This window comes from Pseudomonas sp. FSL R10-1350 (assembly GCF_009600525.1).
GTDB lineage: Bacteria > Pseudomonadota > Gammaproteobacteria > Pseudomonadales > Pseudomonadaceae > Aquipseudomonas > Aquipseudomonas helleri.
The window spans coordinates 13569-36001 of the sequence record NZ_WIVR01000055.1 but is presented as its reverse complement, the minus strand read 5'-3'; the positions used below and the strand labels follow the sequence as shown (position 1 = coordinate 36001).

26 protein-coding genes are annotated in these 22433 nt (G+C 57.8%); 11 read left to right on the top strand and 15 right to left on the bottom strand.

All coding sequences use genetic code 11. The annotated features are described in order from the left end of the window. Positions 1 to 229 precede the first annotated feature (229 nt). The 3 genes from cysN to GHO25_RS20055 all read right to left on the bottom strand — a co-directional run bounded on the left by cysN (position 230) and on the right by GHO25_RS20055 (position 4037). Positions 230 to 2128, bottom strand: coding sequence for a sulfate adenylyltransferase subunit CysN (gene cysN, locus GHO25_RS20065; RefSeq protein WP_153327092.1), 1899 nt, complete (start codon positions 2126 to 2128; stop codon positions 230 to 232). Between the two features lie 9 nt (positions 2129 to 2137). Next, positions 2138 to 3055 carry a sulfate adenylyltransferase subunit CysD gene (cysD, locus tag GHO25_RS20060; protein ID WP_048368327.1) on the bottom strand — a complete coding sequence of 306 codons (918 nt, stop codon included), beginning with the start codon at positions 3053 to 3055 and terminating at the stop codon, positions 2138 to 2140. A gap of 223 nt (positions 3056 to 3278) precedes the next feature. Next, entirely contained in the window at positions 3279 to 4037 is a 759-nt protein-coding gene (locus GHO25_RS20055) for a Nif3-like dinuclear metal center hexameric protein (protein WP_153327090.1), read from the bottom strand. Between the two features lie 102 nt (positions 4038 to 4139). Between GHO25_RS20055 and algW the strand changes: the two genes are divergently transcribed. Next, a complete protein-coding gene (algW, locus tag GHO25_RS20050) occupies positions 4140 to 5297 on the top strand; it encodes a Do family serine endopeptidase AlgW (RefSeq protein ID WP_048368331.1) in 1158 nt (385 codons plus the stop codon). A gap of 90 nt (positions 5298 to 5387) precedes the next feature. Here algW and hisC read toward each other — a convergent pair whose 3' ends face one another. The 10 genes from hisC to GHO25_RS20000 all read right to left on the bottom strand — a co-directional run bounded on the left by hisC (position 5388) and on the right by GHO25_RS20000 (position 13432). Beyond that, positions 5388 to 6440 carry a histidinol-phosphate transaminase gene (hisC, locus tag GHO25_RS20045; RefSeq protein ID WP_153327082.1) on the bottom strand — a complete coding sequence of 351 codons (1053 nt, stop codon included), beginning with the start codon at positions 6438 to 6440 and terminating at the stop codon, positions 5388 to 5390. A 2-nt stretch (positions 6441 to 6442) separates the two neighbouring features. Further along, positions 6443 to 7771 (bottom strand): histidinol dehydrogenase, encoded by a 1329-nt coding sequence (gene hisD / locus GHO25_RS20040; protein ID WP_153373685.1) that lies wholly within the window; start codon positions 7769 to 7771, stop codon positions 6443 to 6445. Between the two features lie 162 nt (positions 7772 to 7933). After that, positions 7934 to 8569 (bottom strand): ATP phosphoribosyltransferase, encoded by a 636-nt coding sequence (gene hisG / locus GHO25_RS20035; protein ID WP_048368336.1) that lies wholly within the window; start codon positions 8567 to 8569, stop codon positions 7934 to 7936. A 179-nt stretch (positions 8570 to 8748) separates the two neighbouring features. Next, the gene (gene murA, locus GHO25_RS20030; protein ID WP_048368338.1) at positions 8749 to 10014 is read right to left on the bottom strand and encodes a UDP-N-acetylglucosamine 1-carboxyvinyltransferase; all 1266 of its coding nucleotides are present in this window, start codon (positions 10012 to 10014) and stop codon (positions 8749 to 8751) included. Positions 10015 to 10037: 23 nt separating this feature from the next. Continuing rightward, complete coding sequence (locus tag GHO25_RS20025) at positions 10038 to 10277, bottom strand: BolA family protein (protein WP_048368340.1); 240 nt, start codon at positions 10275 to 10277, stop codon at positions 10038 to 10040. A gap of 114 nt (positions 10278 to 10391) precedes the next feature. Continuing rightward, positions 10392 to 10697: a lipid asymmetry maintenance protein MlaB gene (locus GHO25_RS20020; RefSeq protein ID WP_048390273.1), complete on the bottom strand. Its 306-nt coding sequence runs from the start codon at positions 10695 to 10697 to the stop codon at positions 10392 to 10394. Then, positions 10694 to 11347 carry a phospholipid-binding protein MlaC gene (locus GHO25_RS20015; RefSeq protein WP_048368343.1) on the bottom strand — a complete coding sequence of 218 codons (654 nt, stop codon included), beginning with the start codon at positions 11345 to 11347 and terminating at the stop codon, positions 10694 to 10696. The genes GHO25_RS20020 and GHO25_RS20015 overlap by 4 nt, the downstream gene beginning before the upstream one ends. 11 nt (positions 11348 to 11358) lie before the next feature. Beyond that, positions 11359 to 11826 carry an outer membrane lipid asymmetry maintenance protein MlaD gene (gene mlaD, locus GHO25_RS20010; RefSeq protein WP_048368345.1) on the bottom strand — a complete coding sequence of 156 codons (468 nt, stop codon included), beginning with the start codon at positions 11824 to 11826 and terminating at the stop codon, positions 11359 to 11361. Beyond that, complete coding sequence (mlaE, locus tag GHO25_RS20005; RefSeq protein WP_048368347.1) at positions 11826 to 12623, bottom strand: lipid asymmetry maintenance ABC transporter permease subunit MlaE; 798 nt, start codon at positions 12621 to 12623, stop codon at positions 11826 to 11828. Before mlaE ends, mlaD begins: the two co-directional genes overlap by 1 nt. Then, positions 12623 to 13432 carry an ATP-binding cassette domain-containing protein gene (locus GHO25_RS20000; RefSeq protein ID WP_048368349.1) on the bottom strand — a complete coding sequence of 270 codons (810 nt, stop codon included), beginning with the start codon at positions 13430 to 13432 and terminating at the stop codon, positions 12623 to 12625. Before GHO25_RS20000 ends, mlaE begins: the two co-directional genes overlap by 1 nt. Before the next feature lie 292 nt (positions 13433 to 13724). On the opposite strand from GHO25_RS20000, the gene GHO25_RS19995 reads away from it, so the two are divergent. The 10 genes from GHO25_RS19995 (at position 13725) to GHO25_RS19950 (ending at position 20791) form a co-directional block, all read left to right on the top strand. After that, positions 13725 to 14699, top strand: coding sequence for a KpsF/GutQ family sugar-phosphate isomerase (locus tag GHO25_RS19995; RefSeq protein WP_048368351.1), 975 nt, complete (start codon positions 13725 to 13727; stop codon positions 14697 to 14699). Next, positions 14699 to 15223, top strand: coding sequence for an HAD family hydrolase (locus GHO25_RS19990; protein WP_048390280.1), 525 nt, complete (start codon positions 14699 to 14701; stop codon positions 15221 to 15223). The genes GHO25_RS19995 and GHO25_RS19990 overlap by 1 nt, the downstream gene beginning before the upstream one ends. Positions 15224 to 15231: 8 nt before the next feature. Further along, entirely contained in the window at positions 15232 to 15804 is a 573-nt protein-coding gene (gene lptC / locus GHO25_RS19985) for an LPS export ABC transporter periplasmic protein LptC (RefSeq protein WP_048368356.1), read from the top strand. Further along, complete coding sequence (lptA, locus tag GHO25_RS19980; RefSeq protein ID WP_048368358.1) at positions 15791 to 16336, top strand: lipopolysaccharide transport periplasmic protein LptA; 546 nt, start codon at positions 15791 to 15793, stop codon at positions 16334 to 16336. The genes lptC and lptA overlap by 14 nt, the downstream gene beginning before the upstream one ends. Further along, a complete protein-coding gene (lptB, locus tag GHO25_RS19975) occupies positions 16336 to 17061 on the top strand; it encodes an LPS export ABC transporter ATP-binding protein (RefSeq protein ID WP_048368360.1) in 726 nt (241 codons plus the stop codon). The genes lptA and lptB overlap by 1 nt, the downstream gene beginning before the upstream one ends. Positions 17062 to 17284: 223 nt before the next feature. After that, the gene (locus GHO25_RS19970) at positions 17285 to 18781 is read left to right on the top strand and encodes an RNA polymerase factor sigma-54 (protein ID WP_048368362.1); all 1497 of its coding nucleotides are present in this window, start codon (positions 17285 to 17287) and stop codon (positions 18779 to 18781) included. A gap of 75 nt (positions 18782 to 18856) precedes the next feature. Next, complete coding sequence (gene hpf, locus GHO25_RS19965; protein WP_048368364.1) at positions 18857 to 19165, top strand: ribosome hibernation-promoting factor, HPF/YfiA family; 309 nt, start codon at positions 18857 to 18859, stop codon at positions 19163 to 19165. Positions 19166 to 19177: 12 nt separating this feature from the next. After that, positions 19178 to 19642, top strand: coding sequence for a PTS IIA-like nitrogen regulatory protein PtsN (gene ptsN / locus GHO25_RS19960; protein WP_048368365.1), 465 nt, complete (start codon positions 19178 to 19180; stop codon positions 19640 to 19642). 2 nt (positions 19643 to 19644) lie between these two features. Continuing rightward, the gene (rapZ, locus tag GHO25_RS19955; RefSeq protein ID WP_048368367.1) at positions 19645 to 20502 is read left to right on the top strand and encodes an RNase adapter RapZ; all 858 of its coding nucleotides are present in this window, start codon (positions 19645 to 19647) and stop codon (positions 20500 to 20502) included. A 16-nt stretch (positions 20503 to 20518) separates the two neighbouring features. Beyond that, a complete protein-coding gene (locus GHO25_RS19950) occupies positions 20519 to 20791 on the top strand; it encodes an HPr family phosphocarrier protein (protein ID WP_048368368.1) in 273 nt (90 codons plus the stop codon). Positions 20792 to 20900: 109 nt separating this feature from the next. Here GHO25_RS19950 and GHO25_RS19945 read toward each other — a convergent pair whose 3' ends face one another. After that, positions 20901 to 21794, bottom strand: a complete 894-nt coding sequence (locus tag GHO25_RS19945; protein ID WP_153331367.1) for a ZIP family metal transporter — start codon at positions 21792 to 21794, stop codon at positions 20901 to 20903. Between the two features lie 27 nt (positions 21795 to 21821). Then, complete coding sequence (locus tag GHO25_RS19940; RefSeq protein ID WP_153391942.1) at positions 21822 to 22433, bottom strand: superoxide dismutase; 612 nt, start codon at positions 22431 to 22433, stop codon at positions 21822 to 21824.

Below are 22433 nucleotides of genomic sequence, written 5' to 3'. Positions count from 1 at the left end.
GGTCAATGTGTCCTATTAAAAGTGTTCGCGATGTCTCCGAACATTGTGTTCGCTATGTCCCCGGTCCATACACTCCCAAAGGGAGAGGGGACTAAAAGCAGAAGCAGGCCTGCGCAACACCACAAATCAGCTCCCTCTCCCTCGGGAGAGGGCTGGGGTGAGGGGAAAATACAGCGCCCAATAAAAAGCCCGCCACCGATCTCGCGGTGACGGGCTTTTTAATCGCGGCTTAGATTGCGCCGCGTTGACGCAACAGGTCGAGCACCCGCTTGACGCCTTCTTCGACGGTCAGCGCTTGAGTGTCGACCACAAGGTCGGCATTCAAAGGCACGTCGTACGGGAAGGATTCGCCCGGGATGTTGTCGCCACCCGCTGCATACAGGCCCTGCGGGTCACGCTCGGCGCAGACTGCAGGCGATGCCTGTACATACACCGTGATCAAACGATCATCACCGATCAGGGCTTTGGCCTGTTCACGGCCTTCAGCATCCGGCGCGACGAAAGCCGCCAGGGTCAGCAAGCCCGCTTCGTTGAATTGACGCGCCACGTGGGCAGCACGACGCCAGTTCTCGGTACGGCCCGCACGGTCCTGTGGCAGACCTTTGTTCAGGTCATGACGCAGGTTTTGACCGTCCAGCACAAACACCGCACGGCCCATGTCGAACAACTTGCGCTCAACTGCGTAAGCCAGGGTGCTTTTACCGGCACCCGACAAACCGCTGAACAACACGGTCGCCGGTTGTTGGCCGAAGCGCTGGGCGCGCTCCTGGGTGGTGACGTGTGCAAGCTCACCGTGATGCGTCGCGCTGCCGTGGCTGACCGGCGAGGCGATGATCATGCCCGCGCCCACGGTGCCGTTGGTCAAACGGTCAATGATGATGAACGAACCGGTGGTGCGGTTGCTTTCATAACCGTCCAGGGCAATCGGTGCGTCGAGGCTGATTTTGACCTTGCCGATCTCGTTCAACTGCAACGCGCTGGCCGGGCCTTCTTCGAGGGTGTTCACATCGACTTTGTTGACGATGCTGGCAATCGAACCTGGCACATAGCTGGTCGCACGCTTGATGTCGTACTTCTTGCCCGGCAGCATCGGCTCTTCAGCCATCCACACCAGCATGGCTTCGAAGTTATCGGTCACCTGCGGCACGTTGTCGGCATGCACCAACAAGTCGCCACGGGAGATGTCGATCTCGTCTTCCATGGTCAGCGTGATCGCCTGGCCAGGCCCGGCGTGCTCCAGTTCACCTTCAAAGGTGACAATGGATTTCACGCGGCTGCTTTTACCCGACGGCAGCACCACGATCTCGTCACCCTTGTGCACGACGCCGCTGGCCAGCGTACCGGCGAAACCCCGGAAGTTCAGGTTCGGACGGTTCACGTATTGCACCGGGAAGCGCAGGTCGGAGAGGTTGCGGTCGGCCGCGATTTCCACGGTTTCGAGGATTTCCATCAGCGACTGGCCGGTGTACCACGGCGAGCGCTCGGACTTGTTCACCACGTTGTCGCCCTTGAGGGCAGACATCGGCACGAAGTGCAGGCTCGAAGGCTTCATTTTCAAGCCTTCAGCGAACTTCAGGTAATCGGCCTTGATCGACTCGAATACGCCTTCGTCAAAGTTCTTGAGGTCCATCTTGTTGATGGCCACGACGATGTGCTTGATGCCCAGCAACGAGGCAATAAAGCTGTGACGACGGGTTTGGGTCTGCACGCCGTAACGGGCATCCACCAGAATGATCGCCAAGTCACAGGTGGACGCACCGGTGGCCATGTTGCGGGTGTACTGCTCGTGGCCCGGGGTATCGGCAATGATGAACTTGCGCTTGGCCGTTGAGAAGTAGCGGTACGCCACGTCAATGGTGATGCCCTGCTCGCGCTCGGCTTGCAGGCCGTCGACCAGCAGTGCCAGGTCGATGTCATCGCCGGTGGTGCCGCTTTTTTTCGAATCGCGGGTAATGGCTTCCAGATGATCTTCGTAGATCATCTTGGAGTCGTGCAGCAGGCGCCCGATCAGGGTGCTCTTACCGTCATCGACGTTGCCGCAGGTCAGAAAGCGCAACATCTCTTTGCGCTCGTGCTGGCCCAGGTAGGCGAGGATGTCCTCGCTGATCAAATCAGATACGTGCGACATGACAACCCCTTAGAAATAACCTTGACGTTTTTTATCTTCCATCGAGCCTGCGCCATCGTGATCGATGACTCGGCCCTGGCGCTCGGAAGTTCGCGTCAGGAGCATTTCCTGGATGATGTCGGTCAGGGTTTCTGCCTCGGACTCTACCGCGCCAGTCAGCGGGTAGCAGCCCAGAGTACGGAAGCGGACCTTTTTCTTGACGATGCGCGCCTTGTCTTCGTCAGACAGGTGCTCAAGGATGCGATCGTCGTCGATCATGATCAGTGTGCCGTTCTTCTCGATGACTTCACGCTCAGCCGCGAAGTACAGCGGCACGATCGGGATGCCTTCAAGGTAGATGTACTGCCAGATGTCGAGTTCGGTCCAGTTGGACAACGGGAACACGCGAATCGACTCGCCTTTGTTGACGTTGCCGTTGTAGACGTTCCACAACTCAGGGCGCTGGTTTTTTGGGTCCCAGCGGTGTTTGCTGTCACGGAACGAGTACACGCGCTCTTTGGCACGGGACTTTTCTTCGTCGCGACGGGCACCACCGAAGGCGGCATCAAAACCGTGCTTGTCCAGCGCCTGTTTGAGGCCCTCGGTTTTCATGATGTCGGTGTGCTTGGCGCTGCCGTGGGTGAAGGGGTTGATCCCTTGCGCCACGCCGTCCGGGTTTACGTGAGTGATGAGGTCCAGGCCCAGCTCGGCAACCATCTTGTCGCGAAAGCTGTACATCTCCTGGAATTTCCACTGGGTATCGACATGCATTACCGGAAACGGCAGCTTGCCAGGGAAAAATGCCTTGCGGGCAAGGTGCAGCATTACGGCGGAATCTTTACCAATGGAGTACAGCATCACCGGGTTATCGAACTCGGCGGCCACCTCGCGAATGATATGGATGCTCTCCGCCTCCAACTGTTTCAGGTGCGTCAGTTTGTCGACCATGGCTACTCACGAAAGCTATCTTATTAACGGCCTGCGGGCCGTGTTCGAGGGTCGAATGCTAGCACAGCGCCTACTTCTATTGAGGGCGCCAAGTAGACCTAAACGATCTAAGAATAGATCGCCAGGTTTGGCCACCCTCCTGTAGGAGCGAGCTTGCCTCGCGAGCTTTTGCAAGATCAAAAGATCGCGAGGCAAGCTCGCTCCTACCCATTGGGGATGTGGGTTAAATCGGGTTGGGGCAGTCGATGAACAGGTGTTCCAGGGCAAAGCGTCGCGCCAAATAGTCGCCCAGCGCCTGTACGCCGTAACGCTCGGTGGCGTGGTGGCCGGCAGCGATGAAGCTGATGTCGTTTTCCCGCGCGCTATGGAAGGTTTGCTCGGACGCTTCGCCGCTCAAGTACAGGTCAACGCCCGCCAGCACGGCCTGGTCGATAAACCCTTGGCCGCCGCCGGTGCACCAGCCTACGCGGCGAATCATGTCGCTGCCTTCAATAAGTAACGGTTCACGCCCCAACGCTTCCTGGACACGGCGGGCAAAGTCGCGAGCAGTCATCGGTTCGGCCAATGACCCCACCAGGCCCACGACTTTGTTGTTGGCCGGATCCAGCGGGCCTTCAACGGTGATGTCCAGTTGCCGCGCCAATTGCACGTTATTGCCCACCTCAGGGTGCAGGTCGAGTGGCAAGTGATAGGCCAGCAAGCTGATGTCATGCTTGAGCAAGGTTTTAAGACGGCGCTGCTTCATACCGGTGACGCACGGGTCTTCGCCCTTCCAGAAGTAGCCGTGATGCACCAGGATCAGGTCGGCCTCAGCCTCGACAGCGGCATCCAGCAACGCCTGGCTGGCAGTGACCCCGCTCACAATTCGCAATACTTGTGGTCGGCCTTCGACTTGCAGGCCGTTGGGGCAGTAATCGCTGATTGCAGCGCTGTTCAGGTAACGATTTGCTTCTTCTACCAGCGTGCTCAGGGCGACAGCCATAAAAGACTCCTAAATATAGCGTTCAGAGGCGCTCAGGCACTCGTATAATGGCCGCCATTATGGGCCGTCATGGTGGCTCTGCAACCTTCAGGATTAAGTTCAATGTTCAAGGCTTTGCGTTTTTTTGGCTGGCCATTGCTGGCCGGCGTGCTTATCGCTTTGCTGATTATTCAACGCTATCCAGAGTGGGTTGGCCTGCCGACGCTGGACGTTAATCTGCAACAAGCCCCGCGCACCAGTTATGTGCAGCAAGGCCCTGTGACCTATGCCGACGCCGTGACCCGCGCTGCCCCGGCAGTCGCCAACCTGTACACCACCAAAGTGGTGAACAAAAACGCCAGCCCGCTGTTTGAAGACCCGCAGTTCCGACGTTTTTTCGGCAACAACGCGCCCAAACAAAAGCGTATGGAATCGAGCCTCGGCTCGGGCGTGATCATGAGCCCGGAAGGCTATTTGCTGACCAACAACCACGTAGTGGCAGGTGCTGACCAGATTGTCGTGGCGCTTAAAGACGGTCGCGAAACCCTGGCCCGCATGATCGGCAGTGACCCGGAAACTGACCTGGCCGTGCTCAAGATTGACCTGAAAAACCTGCCCTCGATCACCATTGGTCGCTCTGACGCCTTGCGCATCGGTGACATCGCGCTGGCCATTGGCAACCCGTTTGGCGTGGGGCAAACCACCACCATGGGCATCATCAGCGCCACCGGGCGTAACCAGTTGGGCCTGAACAACTACGAAGACTTTATCCAGACCGATGCCGCGATCAACCCTGGCAACTCGGGCGGTGCGCTGGTGGATGCCAACGGCAACCTGACCGGCATCAACACCGCGATCTTCTCCGAGTCGGGTGGCTCGCAAGGTATTGGCTTTGCGATCCCGATTAACCTGGCGATGGAAGTTATGAAGTCGATAATCGAGCACGGCCAGGTGATCCGTGGCTGGCTGGGAATTGAGGTTCAGTCACTGACACCGGACCTGGCCGAGTCGTTTGGCATGAATGGACGCCCGGGGATTGTCGTCGCGGGGATCTTCCGTGATGGCCCGGCGCAAAAAGCCGGTATGCAACTGGGTGATGTGATCCTGAGCATTGACGGCGAACCGGCCAACGATGGTCGTCGTTCGATGAACCAGGTGGCCCGCATCAAGCCTTCGGACAAGGTGGCGATTCTGGTCTTGCGCAATGGCAAAGAGCTCAAGCTCACCGCCGAAGTGGGCCTGCGGCCACAGCAAGAACAACCGGCACATACCGAGAAATAAACACCCCTCTGTAGGAGCGAGCTTGCCTCGCGATCTTTTGATCTTTAAATGATCGCGAGGCAAGCTCGCTCCTACAGGTCGTGGGACGCTTTAAATATCAGCCAACCCTTCAATCAGCGCCGCGTTCTGCTCAGGCGTGCCAATGGTAATGCGCAGGAACTGGGCGATACGCAGTTGCTTGAAGTGGCGCACGATCACGCCCTGCTCGCGCAATTTGGCCGCCAGTGCTGCCGCATCGTGTTCCGGGTGGCGGGCGAAGATAAAGTTCGCCGCCGATGGCAACACTTCAAAACCCAACGCCTTCAACTGACCGACCACGTGCTCGCGGCTATCGATGACCGCCTGGCAGGTCTGTGCGAAGTAATCACGGTCGGCAAAAGCCGCCGCCGCGCCGACGATGGCGATGCGGTCCAGCGGGTAGGAGTTGAAGCTGTTTTTAATCCGCTCCAGGGCCTCGATCAGGTCAGGATGGCCCACCGCTAGGCCCACCCGCAAACCGGCCAGCGAGCGCGATTTGGACAGAGTTTGCGTCACCAGCAGGTTCGGGTAGCGGTCCACCAGGCTGATGGCGGTTTCACCACCAAAGTCGATGTAGGCTTCGTCCACCACAACCACTGAATCCGGGCTGGCCTTGAGCATCTGCTCAATGGCGTCCAGCGCCAGCAAGCAGCCCGTGGGCGCGTTGGGGTTCGGGAAGATGATGCCGCCGTTGGGCTTGGCATAGTCCGCAGGCTGGATCTGGAACTGCTCATCCAGCGGCACCGCGTCGAACTCGATGCCATACAGACCGCAATACACCGGGTAGAAGCTGTAGCTGATGTCCGGGAACAACAGCGGTTTGTCGTGCTGCAACAGGCCATTGAAGATGTGCGCCAGCACTTCATCAGAACCGTTGCCGAGAAACACCTGGTTGGTTTGTACGCCGTAATACTCGGCCACCGCCTGCTTGAGCAGGTCACTGTTGGGGTCCGGGTACAGACGCAGGTTGTCGTTAACTTCGGCCTGCATCGCAGCCAGCGCTTTGGGCGATGGCCCGTAAGGGTTCTCGTTGGTGTTGAGTTTGACCAGCTTGGTCAGTTTTGGCTGCTCACCCGGTACGTAGGGCACCAGCTCTTTAACGAACGAACTCCAGAATTTGCTCATGCTTATTGCCCCTGTTCGGTGTCGGCGATGATCCGGTATTCAGCACTGCGGGCGTGGCCGGTCAACGACTCGCCACGGGCCAGAATCGACGCGGTTTTGCCCAGTTCAGAAGCGCCCTGCTCCGAGCAAAAAATGATCGATGAACGCTTTTGGAAGTCGTACACACCCAGCGGCGACGAGAATCGTGCGGTGCCCGACGTCGGCAATACGTGGTTCGGGCCTGCGCAGTAATCGCCCAGGGCTTCGGAGGTGTGACGGCCCATGAAGATCGCCCCGGCGTGACGGATCTGTGGCAGCCAGGCTTGCGGGTCTGCCACCGACAGCTCCAGGTGTTCCGGGGCAATGCGGTTGGCAACGTCCATGGCTTGCTGCATGTCATTCACCAGAATCAACGCGCCACGGCCATTGATCGAGGTGTTGATGATGTCGGCACGCTCCATGGTCGGCAGCAGTTTGGCGATGCTGGCGGCCACCTTGTCGAGGAACTCGGCATCCGGGCTGACCAGAATCGCTTGCGCGTCTTCGTCGTGCTCGGCCTGGGAGAACAGGTCCATGGCGATCCAGTCCGGGTCGGTCAGGCCGTCGCAAACAACGAGGATTTCCGAAGGCCCGGCGATCATGTCGATCCCCACCTGGCCAAACACGTGGCGCTTTGCGGTGGCCACGTAGATGTTGCCCGGCCCGACCACCTTGTCGACTTGCGGCACGCTTTCAGTGCCATAGGCCAACGCTGCAACGGCTTGGGCACCACCGATGGTGAACACCCGGTCAACCCCGGCAATGCAGGCAGCAGCGAGTACCAGCTCGTTGATTTCGCCACGCGGCGTTGGCACGACCATAACCACTTCGCCAACGCCTGCCACTTTGGCCGGGATCGCGTTCATCAACACAGAAGACGGATACGACGCTTTGCCGCCCGGCACGTACAGACCGGCGCGGTCCAGTGGCGTGACCTTCTGCCCCAGCACGGTGCCGTCGGCTTCGGTGTAGCTCCAGGAGTCTTGCTTTTGTTTTTCGTGGTAGCTGCGCACACGCTGTGCGGCTTTTTCCAGTGCTTCACGCTGCGCGGCGGTGATGCGGGTCAAGGCCAGTTCCAGGCGCTCACGCGGCAGGATCAGGTCGGCCATGGAGTTAACGCTCAAGCCGTCAAAACGCTGGGTGAACTCAACCAGCGCCGCATCGCCACGCTCACGCACGGCTTTGATGATGTCGAGCACACGCTGGTTGACCGAGTCATCAGACACACTTTCCCAGCTCAGCAGATGATCCAGATGCTGCGCGAAGTCCGGGTCAGCAGCGTTGAGTCGGCGAATTGCAGTGGGAGCGGTCATAGCGAGGGCCTCGGTAATGGGCGTTTGCTTGGAATTAAGGGGTGCAAGTATCAGGCACGGCAAGACTACCAAGCCATCCGCGTGGGTACCTGAAATTTCTGGCTATTACGCGGATGGATGGGCGCGACGTAGGGATGCTGGATCCAGGGTCGCGCAGGTGTGTCAGCCGCGGTGTCGAGACTCGACTGCTTTGCGCAGGGTATCGATCAGGGCTTGAATGCGGGCGTGCTGCATTTTCATCGACGCTTTGTTAACCACAAGACGGGAGCTGATGGCAGCGATGAAATCTTGTGGCTCAAGGCCGTTGGCACGCAGGGTATTGCCGGTATCGACGACGTCGATGATTTTGTCGGCCAGACCAATCAGCGGAGCCAGTTCCATCGAGCCGTAGAGCTTGATGATGTCGACCTGACGGCCCTGCTCGGCGTAGTAACGCTTGGCGATATTGACGAACTTGGTGGCAACGCGCAGGCGGCCTTTAGGTTCGACGGCGCCTACAGCACCGGCAGTCATCAGCTTGCATTGGGCAATCTGAAGGTCCAGCGGCTCGTAAAGGCCCTGGCCGCCGTATTCCATCAGCACGTCTTTACCCGCGACACCGAGGTCGGCGGCACCATGCTCGACATACGTCGGCACATCGGTGGCACGGACGATCAGCAGACGGACGTCCGGCTGGGAGGTCGGGATGATCAGCTTGCGGCTTTTGTCCGGATTCTCTGTCGGCACAATGCCTGCTTCAGCCAGAAGCGGCAGGGTGTCGTCAAGGATACGGCCCTTGGACAGTGCAATGGTCAACATGGGAAACGTAAGTCCTTATCAGGGTACTTATGCCCGGCGCAATCGGCGCCGGACATGCATCGAGCCTGATATCAGGCTCGACTTGAACGATTCAAGGCCAGGTAAGGTAACGCGTGCGAGCGCTTACGTCACCTGGCGGCTGGACACGATCCCTGTGCCCATGATGCCAAACCCCAAAACTAGCCCGGAACGCGGCGGATTTTGGCACCCAGCATTTGCAGTTTTTCTTCGATGCACTCGTAACCACGGTCTATGTGGTAGATGCGGTCGATCAGGGTGTCGCCTTCAGCAACCAGTGCCGAAATAACCAGGCTGGCCGAAGCACGCAGGTCGGTGGCCATGACGGGCGCGCCTTTGAGCGTTTCAGTGCCGGTGACGATGGCAGTGTTGCCTTCTACCTGGATCTTGGCGCCCATGCGGTGCAGTTCGTAAACGTGCATGAAGCGGTTTTCGAAGATGGTCTCGATCACTGCGCCGGTGCCTTCGGCAATGGCGTTGAGCGAGATGAACTGCGCTTGCATGTCCGTCGGGAACGCCGGGTACGGAGCCGTACGCACGTTGACCGCCTTCGGGCGTTTGCCGTGCATGTTCAGCTCGATCCAGTCTTCGCCGGTGGTGATCTCGGCGCCCGCTTCCTTGAGTTTCTCAAGGACGGCTTCGAGGATGGTCGGATCGGTGTCTTTGACCTTCACACGACCGCCAGTCACGGCGGCAGCCACCAGGTAAGTACCGGTTTCGATACGGTCCGGCATCACGCGGTAAGTTGCCGGGTGCAGCTCTTTAACGCCATCAATGGTGATGGTGTCAGTGCCAGCACCGCTTACCTTGGCGCCCATGGCGTTCAGGAAGTTGGCCAGGTCTACCACTTCAGGCTCGCGCGCAGAGTTCTGCAATACGCTGCGGCCATTGGCCAGAGCTGCGGCCATCATGATGTTTTCAGTACCGGTTACGCTGACGGTATCAAAGAAGAAGTTGGCACCGCGCAAGCCGCCTTCTGGCGCCTTGGCCTTGATGTAGCCACCTTCAACGTCAATCACTGCCCCCATGGCTTCCAGACCACGGATGTGCAGGTCAACTGGACGCGAGCCGATGGCGCAACCGCCAGGCAGGGCAACTTCTGCTTCACCGAAGCGTGCAACCATCGGGCCCAGCACCAGGATCGACGCACGCATGGTTTTCACCAACTCGTACGGTGCGACCAGGGTCTTGATGGTGTTCGGGTTGATTTCGACGCTGAGCTTCTCGTCGATCACCGGCTCAATGCCCATGCGACCGAACAGCTCGATCATGGTGGTGATGTCATGCAAATGCGGCAAGTTGCCGACCGTGACCGGGCCATTGCACAGCAAGGTCGCTGCCAGAATCGGCAAAGCAGAGTTCTTCGCACCGGAAATACGGATTTCGCCATCAAGACGGGCACCGCCGGTAATAATCAATTTATCCATAACAATCTCGACGCCAAGGGGGCTCAGGTGCGCTCGGCCCAGGCCGCGCGGCTGAAGAATTTCATAGTCACCGCATGGATGCTGCCATCAGCGATCCACGGGTTCAAATGGGTATAGATGCTTTGTTGACGTTTGACCGGGCTCAAGGCCGCCAGCTCGTCACTAATCACGTTCAGCTGAAAGTTGCAGCCTTCGCCCTCAACTTCTACCTGAATTTCAGGCAGCTTCTCTTCAAGAAAGCTCTTAACTTCTACGGCCTGCATGCTCAACCTCAATCGGCGCCTAACGCGCGCGGGTCGGCCATCATACAAAAAAGCCCCGCGCCTGCGAACCCCGTATAACAGGACTCTGACGGGGGGCTTTCTTATAAGTGGCTATTAATGATGTGCCAGCAACTCGGTCAGACCCGAAACTTTGGCGATTTCACGCATGTCTTCGGGCAAACCGGTAATGCTCATTGGCTTGTTCAGGGCTTGCGCGTCACGGATATAGCACAGCAGCAGGGACAAGCCCACGCTGCTGGACTTGGTGACCGCTGAGCAATCCACCACCAGGGCTTTGGCCAAGGCCTTTTTGATCAGGGCCTGGCCTTCCTTGCGCAAGCGCGGGCCAGTCTGATAGTCGAGTACGCCACTCAGGCGCAGCTCGCTTTCGCCAGCCAGGGTAATGGCGGCGTCAGTCATTGGCTCAGCTTCTCGTCGGTTTTTTCCTTGGCCTTGGCGACTTCGCCGGCCCAGTTATCAATGGTCTTGTCCAGATCATTGCCGTTGCGCTGCATGGCATCAGCGAACTGATCACGGAACAACTTGCCGATGTTGATGCCGTTGATGATGACGTTACGTACTTTCCACTCGCCATTTATTTTAGTCAGTGTGTAGGAGACAGGGTAAATCGCGCCATTATCCCCTTTAACACTCATGTCGATACTGGCGCGATCACTTGCTCCGTAATTGCCCTTGTCAGGGGCAACAGTGATGCCTTTGTTCTTGAACTCAAGCAAAGCATTACCGTAGAACTGGAACAGGCTGCGCTTGAAGTTGTCCTGGAAGCGCTGCACCTGCGCAGGCGTGGCATTGCGCGAATACTTGACGGTCATGATGCTTTTGGAAACACCTTCAACGTCTACCACCGGCCCAACAATACTGTTCAGGGCGTCATAAAACTCGGCCGGACTGGCTTTGTATTTTTCTTTGTTGGCGTCCAGATCTGCCAACAGTCGAGTAGTCGTGTCCTGCACGATATCGTGAGGAGACTGACCCGGCGCAGCACTCGCCATCATCGGCAAAGCCGCCGCCAACATTACCAGCAGGCCACGGCGCAAGAGAGAAATCATCTTAAGGCTCCTTATTTGGCTTCTTTGCTAACGGTGTTCATGAGGAACTTGCCGATCAGGTCTTCGAGGACCAGCGACGATTGCGTGTCGTGAATGGTGCCGCCATCCTTGAGCACAACGTCATCCCCGCCCACGCTGATACCGATGTACTTCTCGCCCAACAGCCCGGCTGTGAGGATAGACGCCGTCGAGTCCGTCGGCAGGTTATTCACATCCTTTTCCACTTGCAGGGTGACGCGTGCCGTGAAGTTGTCACGATCCAGATCAATTGCCGTGACCTTGCCGATGGTGACGCCTGCCATGGTGACTTTGGCGCGCACCGTGAGACCTGCGATGTTGTCAAAGTAGGCATAGAGTTTGTAGGTGTCCGTGCTGGCAGTCGGCGACAGCCCACTGACTCGCAGGGCAAGTAACAGTAAAGCCAGGATGCCAGCCAGCAGGAACAGGCCGACACCGATTTCCATGGTGCGGTTTTGCATCAGAAATCTCCAAACATCAAGGCAGTCAAAATGAAGTCCAACCCGAGGACTGCCAGAGAGGCATACACCACGGTTTTGGTAGTGGCACGGCTGATCCCCTCTGATGTGGGCTCGCAGTCATAACCTTGAAACACAGCAATCCAGGTCACTACAAAAGCAAACACGATGCTTTTGATGATCCCGTTAATCACGTCACCACTGAAGGTCACACTGTTCTGCATGTTGGCCCAGTAGGAACCGTCGTAGACACCCAGCCAGTCGACTGCCACCCACGAACCGCCCCAGATCCCGACCACGCTGAAAATCATCGCCAGCACCGGCAGGGAAATGAACCCGGCCCACAAGCGTGGCGCAATGATGTATTTGAGCGGGTCAACACCGATCATTTCCAGGCTGGACAACTGTTCGGTTGATTTCATGTTGCCGATTTCGGCGGTCAGCGCCGACCCGGCACGCCCGGCGAACAGCAAGGCAGTCACCACCGGCCCCAATTCACGCAGCAGGGTCAAGGCAACCATTTGCCCTACCGCCTGCTCGGAGCCGTAGCTGGACAAGATACTGAAGCCCTGCAGCGCCAGCACCATGCCGATAAAAATACCGGACACCACGATGATGACCAGCGACATGACGCCCACAGAATGCAGTTGTTTGAGCAACAGCCCAAACCCGCCGCCAATGCCGCCACGCCCCAGCAATGCGTGAAACAGGAAGATGGTCGAACGGCCCAGCACCGAGACCATGTCGATCCCGGCTCTGCCGAATAACCCGATTCGGTCAATCATTGATTTTTTGGGCATTAACGCTTCCCCAGAAGATCGGTTCGGTAGTCCGACGCCGGAAAATGGAACGGGACCGGGCCGTCCGGATCGCCGTTCATGAATTGACGAATGCGCGGGTTATCCGCATTCATCAGCTCTTCTGGCGTGCCCTGCCCCAGCACCTGGCCATCGCCAACGACATAGAGATAGTCAGAAATACTCGCCGTCTCTGCCAGGTCGTGGGACACCACGATGCTGGTGATGCCCAACGCGTCGTTGAGCAGACGGATCAGCCGCACCAGAACCCCCATGGCAATCGGGTCCTGGCCAACAAAAGGTTCGTCATACATCAGGATCTGCGGATCCATGGCAATCGCCCGCGCCAGGGCTACTCGACGCTTCATGCCGCCCGACAGCTCATCGGGCATCAGATCGATGGCCCCGCGCAGCCCCACAGCCTGCAATTTAAGCAGCACGATGTCGCGGATCATGTCTTCTGGCAGCTGGGTGTGAACCCGCAGCGGGAACGCTACGTTTTCGAACACGTCCAGGTCGGTGAACAACGCGCCACTCTGGAACAACACGCCCATGTGCTTGCGCGCATCGAACAGGTCGCTGCGTGACAGGGTCGGCAGATTCTGGCCATTGACCCACACTTCGCCGCTGCTGGGACGCAATTGCATGCCCATCAAACGTAACAGGGTAGTCTTGCCGCAGCCGGACGGGCCCATGATTCCCGTGACCTTGCCACGCGGAATTCGAATATCGACATTATTGAAGATGCTGCGCGAACCGCGCTTGAAGGACACTCCCTTCAGCTCGACCGCGTAGGCGTTATCGGCGCTCATCTAAACTCCTTGCGATGCAGCTTCTGCCTCTCACCCGGGCACCATGCTTCTTATTAAGAAGCTCGCGCTCCTGAGCGGGCCGAACTGGCGGCGAACTATAGCACTGCTGATACAGACCGCCCAAGACCGAAGGAGTGCCCTCACAGGTTCCAGACAGCTAATAAATGCCAAATTAGCCGCAGTCCTGACACTGACTTGTAACCTGGTGCAACAAAGCATCACGATCAAGCGTGAGGGAATTGCGCATAACCGCTATAATCGTCGCCTTTTCTCAGGCTACCCGACTTCAAACATGAGCCAATCCAGCGACCTGATTCAATCTGCCCACCGTACTATCCGTCTTGAACTGGAAGCCGTCGAAGGCTTGCTGGCTCATATCGACGCTGATTTTGTACGCGCTTGCGAGATGATTCTGGCAAGTAAAGGCCGGGTTGTCGTGGTCGGCATGGGCAAATCCGGGCATGTCGGCAATAAAATTGCCGCCACCCTGGCCAGCACCGGCACCACGGCTTTTTTTGTTCATCCCGCAGAAGCCAGCCATGGCGACATGGGCATGATCACCAGCGATGACATCATTCTGGCCTTGTCGAACTCCGGCACAACGGCCGAAATCGTGACCCTGCTGCCACTGATCAAACGCCTGGGCATCAAACTGATAAGCGTGACCGGCAACCCGAACTCGACGCTGGCCAAAGCCGCCGAGGTGAACCTTAACGTTCATGTTGCCCACGAAGCCTGCCCACTGAACCTGGCGCCGACCTCCTCGACCACCGCAGCCCTGGTCATGGGCGACGCCCTGGCCGTGGCGTTGCTCGAAGCACGCGGCTTTACCGCAGAAGACTTTGCCTTCTCGCACCCGGGTGGCGCCCTGGGCCGCCGCCTGCTGCTGAAAGTCGACAACGTGATGCACTCCGGCGATGAACTGCCAAACGTGGTCCGCGGCACCTTGCTTAAAGACGCCTTGATGGAAATGACCCGTAAAGGCCTTGGCATGACCGTTATCGTTGAAGAAGACGGGCGACTGGCCGGGATCTTCACTGACGGCGACTTGCGCCGCACCCTGGACCGCGAAATCGATATTCGCAATGCAACCATCGACTCGGTCATGACGCCGCACGGCAAAACGGCCAAGGCCGACATGCTGGCCGCCGAAGCCCTGAAAATCATGGAAGACCACAAGATCAGCGCGCTGGTGGTGGTCGACAAGGATGACCGCCCGGTGGGCGCCTTGAACATGCACGACTTGCTGCGCGCAGGAGTAATGTAATGACCAGCGATCTGCTTGAGCGTGGCAAACACATCAAACTTGCTGTCTTTGACGTCGATGGCGTACTGACCGACGGTCGCCTGTACTTCCTCGAAGACGGCAGCGAATTCAAGACCTTCAATACCCTGGACGGCCAAGGCATCAAGATGTTGATGGCCGGCGGTGTGCAGACCGCAATCATCAGTGGTCGCAAGACTCCGGTCGTTGAACGGCGCGCACAAAACCTGGGCATCCCGCACCTCTATCAGGGGCGCGAAGATAAATTGGTGGTATTGGACGAGCTTCTCGGCCAACTCGGCCTAAGCTATGAACAGGTTGCCTACTTGGGCGACGACCTGCCCGACCTGCCCGTCATACGCCGGGTCGGCCTGGGCATGGCGGTGGCCAACGCTGCCGGTTTTGTTCGCGAGCACGCCCACGGCACTACCCAGGCACGCGGTGGCGAAGGTGCCGCCCGCGAATTTTGCGAACTGATCCTGCGCGCTCAAGGGCGCCTTGATGCAGCCCTCGCCGCCTACTTATAGAGCGTTTTATGCAGAGTAAAAAGATTCGCAACATTCTGTTATTCGCAGTCATTGCCGCGCTATTTGCGGCCGTTGGCTACTGGAATATCAGCCCGGAGCGTTTTCTCGACAAGCCTGTTGCGCCTGTCGATGACACCGCTATCGACTATTACGCAATCAATGCTCACAGCCTGCAGTTCTTGCCCGACGGCAAACTGCAATATGAGCTGACATCAGACAAGGTCGAACATTTGCAGGCTTCTGAAGTCACATTAATGACCAAGCCAGACATGCAAATTTTCCGCGGTACGCCCTTCCCGTGGCACGTTCAGAGCGAGCGCGGCGAAGTTAACCCTGACGGTACCCAGGTCGAACTCATCGATTCTGTGCGCGTTGCACGCACCGACGAGAAAAACCGCACTACGATTATTACCACGACCCGCATGACTGTATTCCCACAGAAGGAATATGCGCAGACCGACCGAGACGTTAGAATCGACGGCGCCGGTGGTGTGACGACTGGTAAGGGAATGAAAGCATATTTGAAAGACGGCAGGATGGACCTGCTGTCCAACGTAAGAGGACAGTATGAGTCTCGTTAAAACCCTCCCTTTATTGCTCAGCCTGAGCGCAGCACTGGGAAGCGCGAGCGCCTGGGCTCTGCCGGATGACAACAAGCAGCCTATCCGTATCCAGGCCGACGAAGCCCAACTGGATGACAAGCAAGGCGTTGCGACTTACAAGGGCGATGTGATCATCACCCAAGGGTCCATGAAAATTACCGGTAACACCGTCACCCTTACCCGCACCGCAGCGGGCGATATTGACGTGGTGACCTCGGTCGGCAACCTGGCGTATTTCGAACAACTGCAAAAAGTCGGTGATCCGAAACCGGTTCAGGCGTACGCCGTGACGATTCAATATCACGCGCCGCAAAACCGCATCGTGCTGATCGACAAGGCTAAAGTCATCAACGAAGGCAACACGACCGAAGGCGAGAAGATCGTCTACGACACCGTGAAGCAAGTCGCCAATGCTGGCCGGGCCAATGGCACGAACGTCACTGCGCCTCGTCCGCGCATTGACATGGTGATCCAGCCAAAGAGTAAAACCGACCAGCAGAAGGCCCAGTAATGGCAACCCTGAAAGCCCAGCATCTGGCTAAAAGCTACAAGAGTCGCCAAGTGGTACGCGATGTCAGCCTGTCGATCGACAGCGGGCAGATCGTCGGCTTGCTCGGGCCTAACGGCGCGGGCAAAACCACCTGTTTCTACATGATCGTCGGCCTGGTACAAGCCGATCAGGGCCGCGTGCTGATTGACGACCTGGACGTCAGCCACCAGCCCATGCACGGTCGCGCACGCGCCGGTATCGGCTACTTGCCGCAAGAAGCGTCGATCTTCCGCAAGCTGTCGGTCGCCGACAACATCATGGCGATTCTTGAGACACGCAAAGAGCTCGACAAGGCTGGTCGCCGTAAAGAACTGGAAAGCCTGCTGCAGGAGTTCCATATCAATCACATCCGTGACAACCTCGGCATGAGTTTGTCCGGCGGTGAGCGTCGCCGTGTAGAAATCGCCCGCGCCCTGGCGACCAATCCCAAGTTCATCCTGCTCGATGAACCTTTTGCAGGCGTTGACCCCATCTCGGTGGGCGATATCAAGCAAATCATTCACCACCTTAAGGCCAAAGGCATTGGCGTGCTGATCACCGACCACAACGTCCGTGAAACGCTCGACATTTGCGAAACAGCCTACATCGTCAACGACGGTCAATTGATCGCCGAAGGCGATGCTGAAACAATTCTCGCCAACAAGTTGGTGCGAGAAGTGTATCTGGGTCACGAGTTCCGCCTCTAAAGCTGCACCCTGAGCGCCATTTGAAGCATCAGGCAACCGCCCATGCTGCCAAATCCTTCAAGTGGCGCCCTCCCGCAGATCCCCCCCTAGCACAAACTTATTAAAAATGCCCCCTAGGCAAACGCCCCGCTTTCAGGCATATAATTTGCTTAAGTTTGGCGCTCACGCGCCCTGTAGTGGATGGCGCCATGCGCGCCGGCGAATAAGGTGTTAAGCCCCTGCCATGAAACCATCGCTAGTCTTGAGAATGGGCCAGCAGCTGACGATGACGCCTCAGCTGCAACAGGCCATCCGTTTGCTCCAACTGTCGACCCTGGACCTTCAACAGGAAATCCAGGAGGCCCTGGAATCCAACCCGATGCTCGAACGCCAGGAAGAAGGCGACGACTTCGACAACTCGGACCCTCTGGCCGACAACATCGAGCAAAAACCCAGCAGCGATATTCAGGAGCCTTCCTACCAGCAAGAGTCCGCCCCTACCGTGGACAACCTGGAAGACGGCGACTGGAGCGAGCGCATCCCCAACGAACTGCCGGTCGACACGGCCTGGGAAGACATCTACCAGACCAGCGCCAGCAGCCTGCCCAGCAGCGATGATGACGAGTGGGACTTCACCACGCGCACCTCGGCCGGTGAGAGCTTGCAAAGCCATCTGTTGTGGCAATTGAACCTGGCACCGATGTCGGACACCGATCGCCTGATCGCCGTGACACTCATCGACTGCATCAACAACCAGGGTTACCTCGACGAAACACTCGAAGAGATTCTGGAAGCCTTTGATCCAGAACTCGATATCGAACTCGACGAGATCGAAGCCGTCCTGCACCGCATCCAACAATTTGAGCCAGCCGGCATTGGCGCCCGCAACCTGGGCGAGTGCTTGCTGCTGCAACTGCGCCAGTTGCCCGCCAAGACGCCCTGGATCAACGAAGCCAAGCGCCTGGTCACCGACTACATCGACTTGCTCGGCGCGCGTGACTACAGCCAGCTGATGCGGCGCATGAAGCTCAAAGAAGACGAGCTGCGCCAGGTCATTGAACTGGTGCAAAGCCTCAACCCGCGTCCAGGTTCGCAAATCGAGTCCAGCGAAGCGGAATACGTGGTTCCTGACGTCATCGTTCGCAAGGACAACGACCGCTGGCTCGTCGAGCTGAACCAAGAATCGGTGCCACGCCTGCGGGTCAACCCGCAATACGCAGGCTTCGTACGCCGTGCCGATACCAGCGCCGACAACACCTTCATGCGCAACCAGTTGCAAGAAGCCCGCTGGTTTATCAAAAGCCTGCAGAGCCGCAATGAAACGCTGATGAAAGTAGCGACCCAAATCGTCGAGCATCAGCGTGGCTTTCTGGAATATGGCGATGAGGCCATGAAGCCGCTGGTACTGCATGACATCGCAGAAGCGGTCGGCATGCACGAATCAACGATTTCGCGCGTCACCACACAAAAATTCATGCATACCCCGCGCGGTATTTATGAATTGAAGTACTTTTTTTCCAGCCACGTCAGCACCTCGGAAGGCGGTGAATGCTCGTCCACCGCGATCCGCGCGATCATCAAAAAACTGGTCGCCGCTGAAAATCAGAAAAAGCCGTTGAGTGACAGCAAGATCGCTGGTTTACTGGAGGCACAAGGTATTCAGGTGGCCCGTCGGACCGTCGCCAAGTACCGCGAATCCCTTGGGATTGCGCCTTCGAGCGAACGCAAGCGTTTGATGTAAGTACGGGTCACAGCGTTTCAGTGGCAGGCGCTTCGGCCTGTCACTTTATGCAATGGCAACAGAAGGAGAAACTGTATGCAAGTCAACATCAGTGGACAACATCTGGACGTCACCCCAGCGCTGCGCGAATCGATCGATGACAAACTCAAACGCCTGGAACAGCACTACGACAAAATCACCAACGTGCAGGTGATCCTCTCTGTTGAAAAGCATCAACATAAAATCGAAGCCACTCTCAATATTCCCGGTGGAGAAGTTGTCGCCAATGCGGTCAATGAAGACATGTACGCCGCTATCGACAGCCTCTACGAGAAGCTTGATCGCCAACTGATAAAGCATAAGGAAAAGACCCAAAGGCAGCTCCAGGGCGCAACGGGTCGCTAATACTCCATCACCATGATTCGACTTGAAAATATCCTGACCCCCGGCCGTTCCTTGGTGAACGCGCCGGGCGGCAGTAAAAAGCGCGCACTCGAACAAGTTGCCAACCTGATCAGCCGGGAAGTACCTGATCTGGACGCGCAAAAAGTGTTTGAGGCGCTGATCGCCCGTGAAAAACTGGGTTCCACCGGTTTTGGTAACGGCATCGCAATACCTCATTGCCGTCTGGCTGGCTGCGAGTCGCCCATCAGCGCCTTGCTGCACCTGGACGCCCCCATAGATTTCGACGCCATCGATGGCGCACCGGTCGACCTTTTGTTCGTTTTGCTGGTGCCACAAGCGGCTACCGATGCGCACCTGGAACTGCTCCGGCAGATCGCCAGCATGCTCGACCGCAAAGACGTGCGTGACAGATTGCGCAACGCACCCAGCAACGAAGCGTTGTATCAGGTTGTTCTGGACGTACAGAACGGTCATTAATCATGCGCTTAGTCATTGTCAGCGGACGCTCCGGCTCCGGAAAAAGTACAGCCCTCGCGGTCCTCGAAGACAACGGTTTTTATTGCATCGACAACCTGCCGGCCGGCTTGCTGCCTGAGCTGGCGGAACGCGCACTGATCCACACAGAATTACCGCAACCGCTGGTCGCCGTCTCCATTGATGCGCGTAACCTGCCGAGCCACCTGTCGCGCTTTCCGCAATTGCTTGAGGAAGTGCGCAACCGGCATATCCAGTGCGATGTCCTGTATCTGGATGCCGATGAAGAAACCCTGCTCAAGCGCTTCTCTGAAACCCGTCGTCGGCACCCGCTGAGCAGTGAGAGCCGCTCGCTGGCAGAGGCCATTCGCGATGAAACCCACTTGCTCGGGCCGATTGCCGACCTCGCCGACCTGACCGTCAACACCACCAATCTGAACCTGTATCAGTTGCGCGATACGATCAAGTTGCGCCTGCTGAACAAGCCCGAACCGGGCACAGCGTTCCTGATTGAATCGTTTGGCTTCAAGCGCGGCATGCCGGTAGACGCTGACTTGGTGTTTGACGTGCGCTGCCTGCCCAACCCGTACTGGAAACCGGAACTGCGCGAGCAATCAGGCCTGGATCAACCCGTGGCGGATTACCTCGCTGCACAGCCGGATGTTGAAGAGATGTTTCAGGACATCTCCAGCTACCTGCTTAAATGGCTACCCCGCTTTGCCGCCAGCAATCGTGCTTATGTGACCATTGCTATCGGCTGCACAGGCGGCCATCACCGATCGGTGTATCTGACCGAACGGCTTGGCAAATGCCTGCAAGAAACTCTTAAGAACGTCCAGGTTCGCCACCGCGACCTGACCTGAAAGGACCCACCCTGCGATGCCTGCTCTGGAAATCGAAATCATCAACAAACTGGGCTTGCACGCTCGGGCATCAGCAAAATTCGTCGGCGTCGCCGGGAAGTTTCCGTGTCAGGTAAGAGCGGGTCGCACCCCTGAATCCATGGTCGACGGCAAGAGCATCATGGCCATGATGATGCTCGCTGCCGGCAAAGGCACCAAGATCCATTTGAAGACGGAAGGCGAGCAGGAACAGGAAGCGCTCGACGCACTGGTCAAGCTCATCAACAACTACTTCGATGAGGGTGAGTGAAGAGCAGCCCGGCGTAACGGTAGGAGCGAGCTTGCCTCGCGATCTTTTGATCTTAAAAGATCACGAGGCAAGCTCGCTCCTACGGGTTTTTAGGGCATCAATGCGGGCGTTAGCCCAGTGCGGTGTCCATCACCATCATCAGGCAAAAGCCGATGCACAAGCCCAGGCTTGCGAGCTTTTCGTGACCGTTGCGCCGCGATTCGGGGATCACTTCTTGAGTGACCACCAACAACATCGCACCCGCCGCCAACGCCAGTCCAAACGGCAATAACACTTCGGCCAGGTTGACCAGCCAGGCACACAGCAGCGCAAAAACCGGCTCAACCAGGCCGGAGGCCGCACCGATCAAGAACGCCTTGACCCGCGACATGCCTGCACCCGCCAGTACCAGCGCGATCACCAGGCCCTCCGGGACGTCCTGCAAGGCAATGCCCATGGCCAGGCTGTCAGCATCTGGCATGCCGCCGCCCGCTGACACCCCGACCGCCATCCCTTCCGGGATGTTGTGCGCAATGATGGCAATCACGAACAGCCAGATGCGCGGCGCAATCACGGGCTCGCCGGGCTTGCTGATGATCATTTCAGGGGCAGCCCCGGAGACCTTGAGGTCGACCAGAAACAGAAAAAATGCCCCCAGCAAAATACCCGCACTGACCAGGCCGCTGGCGCCCCACGACGACAGCCCAAGATTTTGCGCCGCCGTAATGCCCGGCACAATCAACGAAAATGCCGTGGCCGCCAACATGACCCCCGCCCCAAAACCCAGCAAGGTGTCGCTCACCGCAACCGGCATTTTGCGGATAACCAATACCGGCACGGCACCCAAGGCGGTGCCCAGCGCACACAGCGCACCGCCTTGCAGAGCCCGCAACAACCTGGGTTCAAGATCCAGCCAGACCAACCCCTTGGCCACCAGCAAGGCCGTGCCCGCCAACAGCAAGAGCGTGCCCAGCGCATAGCGGAACATCCGCACGCCACCCACCGCTAATATTTGCGTGCCCATAATCTGCCTGAATCCTTCTTGGTCGGCTTAGGCAATCGCAGCTGCATAGCGTCGCTCGACTTCGGGCCAGTTAATCACGTTGTAAAATGCATTAATGTATTCCGGGCGGCGGTTCTGATAACGCAGGTAGTAAGCGTGCTCCCAAACATCCAGCCCCAGAATCGGGGTGTTGCCGTTCATCAGCGGGCTGTCCTGGTTACCACTGCTTTCAATGACCAGTTTTTTCTCGGGGGTCACGCTGAGCCAGGCCCAGCCGCTGCCGAAACGGGTCAGCGCCGCTTTGGTGAAGTTTTCCTTGAACGTCTCCAGCCCACCCAACTGTTCATCAATGGCTTTGGCCAATGCGCCCTTTGGGGTGCCGCCGCCGGTTGGGCTCATGACTTCCCAGAACAGTGAGTGGTTAGCATGCCCGCCGCCCTGGTTGATTACCGCTGCACGCAGGTTTTCAGGCAGTTCCTGGACGCTGGCGACCAGTTTTTCAACAGGCCATTTTGCCCACTCCGTGCCGTCAACCGCAGCATTGAGGTTGTTGATGTAGGTCTGGTGGTGCTTGGTGTAGTGAATTTCCATGGTTTGCGCATCAATATGCGGCTCAAGCGCGTCGTAGGCGTAAGGCAAGGCAGGCAAGGTGTAAGTCAT

Bases quoted from the DNA above. Each gene is read 5' to 3' on its own strand.
- algW (WP_048368331.1), top strand. From the start codon at position 4,140: ATGTTCAAGGCTTTGCGTTTTTTTGGCTGGCCATTGCTGGCCGGCGTG.
- mlaE (WP_048368347.1), bottom strand. From the start codon at position 12,623: ATGCCCAAAAAATCAATGATTGACCGAATCGGGTTATTCGGCAGAGCC.
- GHO25_RS19990 (WP_048390280.1), top strand. From the start codon at position 14,699: ATGACCAGCGATCTGCTTGAGCGTGGCAAACACATCAAACTTGCTGTC.
- GHO25_RS20055 (WP_153327090.1), bottom strand. From the start codon at position 4,037: ATGGCTGTCGCCCTGAGCACGCTGGTAGAAGAAGCAAATCGTTACCTG.
- hpf (WP_048368364.1), top strand. From the start codon at position 18,857: ATGCAAGTCAACATCAGTGGACAACATCTGGACGTCACCCCAGCGCTG.
- lptB (WP_048368360.1), top strand. From the start codon at position 16,336: ATGGCAACCCTGAAAGCCCAGCATCTGGCTAAAAGCTACAAGAGTCGC.
- ptsN (WP_048368365.1), top strand. From the start codon at position 19,178: ATGATTCGACTTGAAAATATCCTGACCCCCGGCCGTTCCTTGGTGAAC.
- GHO25_RS19950 (WP_048368368.1), top strand. From the start codon at position 20,519: ATGCCTGCTCTGGAAATCGAAATCATCAACAAACTGGGCTTGCACGCT.
- GHO25_RS20020 (WP_048390273.1), bottom strand. From the start codon at position 10,697: ATGACTGACGCCGCCATTACCCTGGCTGGCGAAAGCGAGCTGCGCCTG.
- GHO25_RS20000 (WP_048368349.1), bottom strand. From the start codon at position 13,432: ATGAGCGCCGATAACGCCTACGCGGTCGAGCTGAAGGGAGTGTCCTTC.
- lptA (WP_048368358.1), top strand. From the start codon at position 15,791: ATGAGTCTCGTTAAAACCCTCCCTTTATTGCTCAGCCTGAGCGCAGCA.
- GHO25_RS19995 (WP_048368351.1), top strand. From the start codon at position 13,725: ATGAGCCAATCCAGCGACCTGATTCAATCTGCCCACCGTACTATCCGT.
- GHO25_RS20015 (WP_048368343.1), bottom strand. From the start codon at position 11,347: ATGATTTCTCTCTTGCGCCGTGGCCTGCTGGTAATGTTGGCGGCGGCT.
- lptC (WP_048368356.1), top strand. From the start codon at position 15,232: ATGCAGAGTAAAAAGATTCGCAACATTCTGTTATTCGCAGTCATTGCC.
- GHO25_RS19945 (WP_153331367.1), bottom strand. From the start codon at position 21,794: ATGGGCACGCAAATATTAGCGGTGGGTGGCGTGCGGATGTTCCGCTAT.
- hisD (WP_153373685.1), bottom strand. From the start codon at position 7,771: ATGACCGCTCCCACTGCAATTCGCCGACTCAACGCTGCTGACCCGGAC.
- GHO25_RS20025 (WP_048368340.1), bottom strand. From the start codon at position 10,277: ATGCAGGCCGTAGAAGTTAAGAGCTTTCTTGAAGAGAAGCTGCCTGAA.
- cysN (WP_153327092.1), bottom strand. From the start codon at position 2,128: ATGTCGCACGTATCTGATTTGATCAGCGAGGACATCCTCGCCTACCTG.
- rapZ (WP_048368367.1), top strand. From the start codon at position 19,645: ATGCGCTTAGTCATTGTCAGCGGACGCTCCGGCTCCGGAAAAAGTACA.
- murA (WP_048368338.1), bottom strand. From the start codon at position 10,014: ATGGATAAATTGATTATTACCGGCGGTGCCCGTCTTGATGGCGAAATC.
- hisG (WP_048368336.1), bottom strand. From the start codon at position 8,569: ATGTTGACCATTGCACTGTCCAAGGGCCGTATCCTTGACGACACCCTG.
- mlaD (WP_048368345.1), bottom strand. From the start codon at position 11,826: ATGCAAAACCGCACCATGGAAATCGGTGTCGGCCTGTTCCTGCTGGCT.
- GHO25_RS19940 (WP_153391942.1), bottom strand. From the start codon at position 22,433: ATGACTTACACCTTGCCTGCCTTGCCTTACGCCTACGACGCGCTTGAG.
- hisC (WP_153327082.1), bottom strand. From the start codon at position 6,440: ATGAGCAAATTCTGGAGTTCGTTCGTTAAAGAGCTGGTGCCCTACGTA.
- GHO25_RS19970 (WP_048368362.1), top strand. From the start codon at position 17,285: ATGAAACCATCGCTAGTCTTGAGAATGGGCCAGCAGCTGACGATGACG.
- cysD (WP_048368327.1), bottom strand. From the start codon at position 3,055: ATGGTCGACAAACTGACGCACCTGAAACAGTTGGAGGCGGAGAGCATC.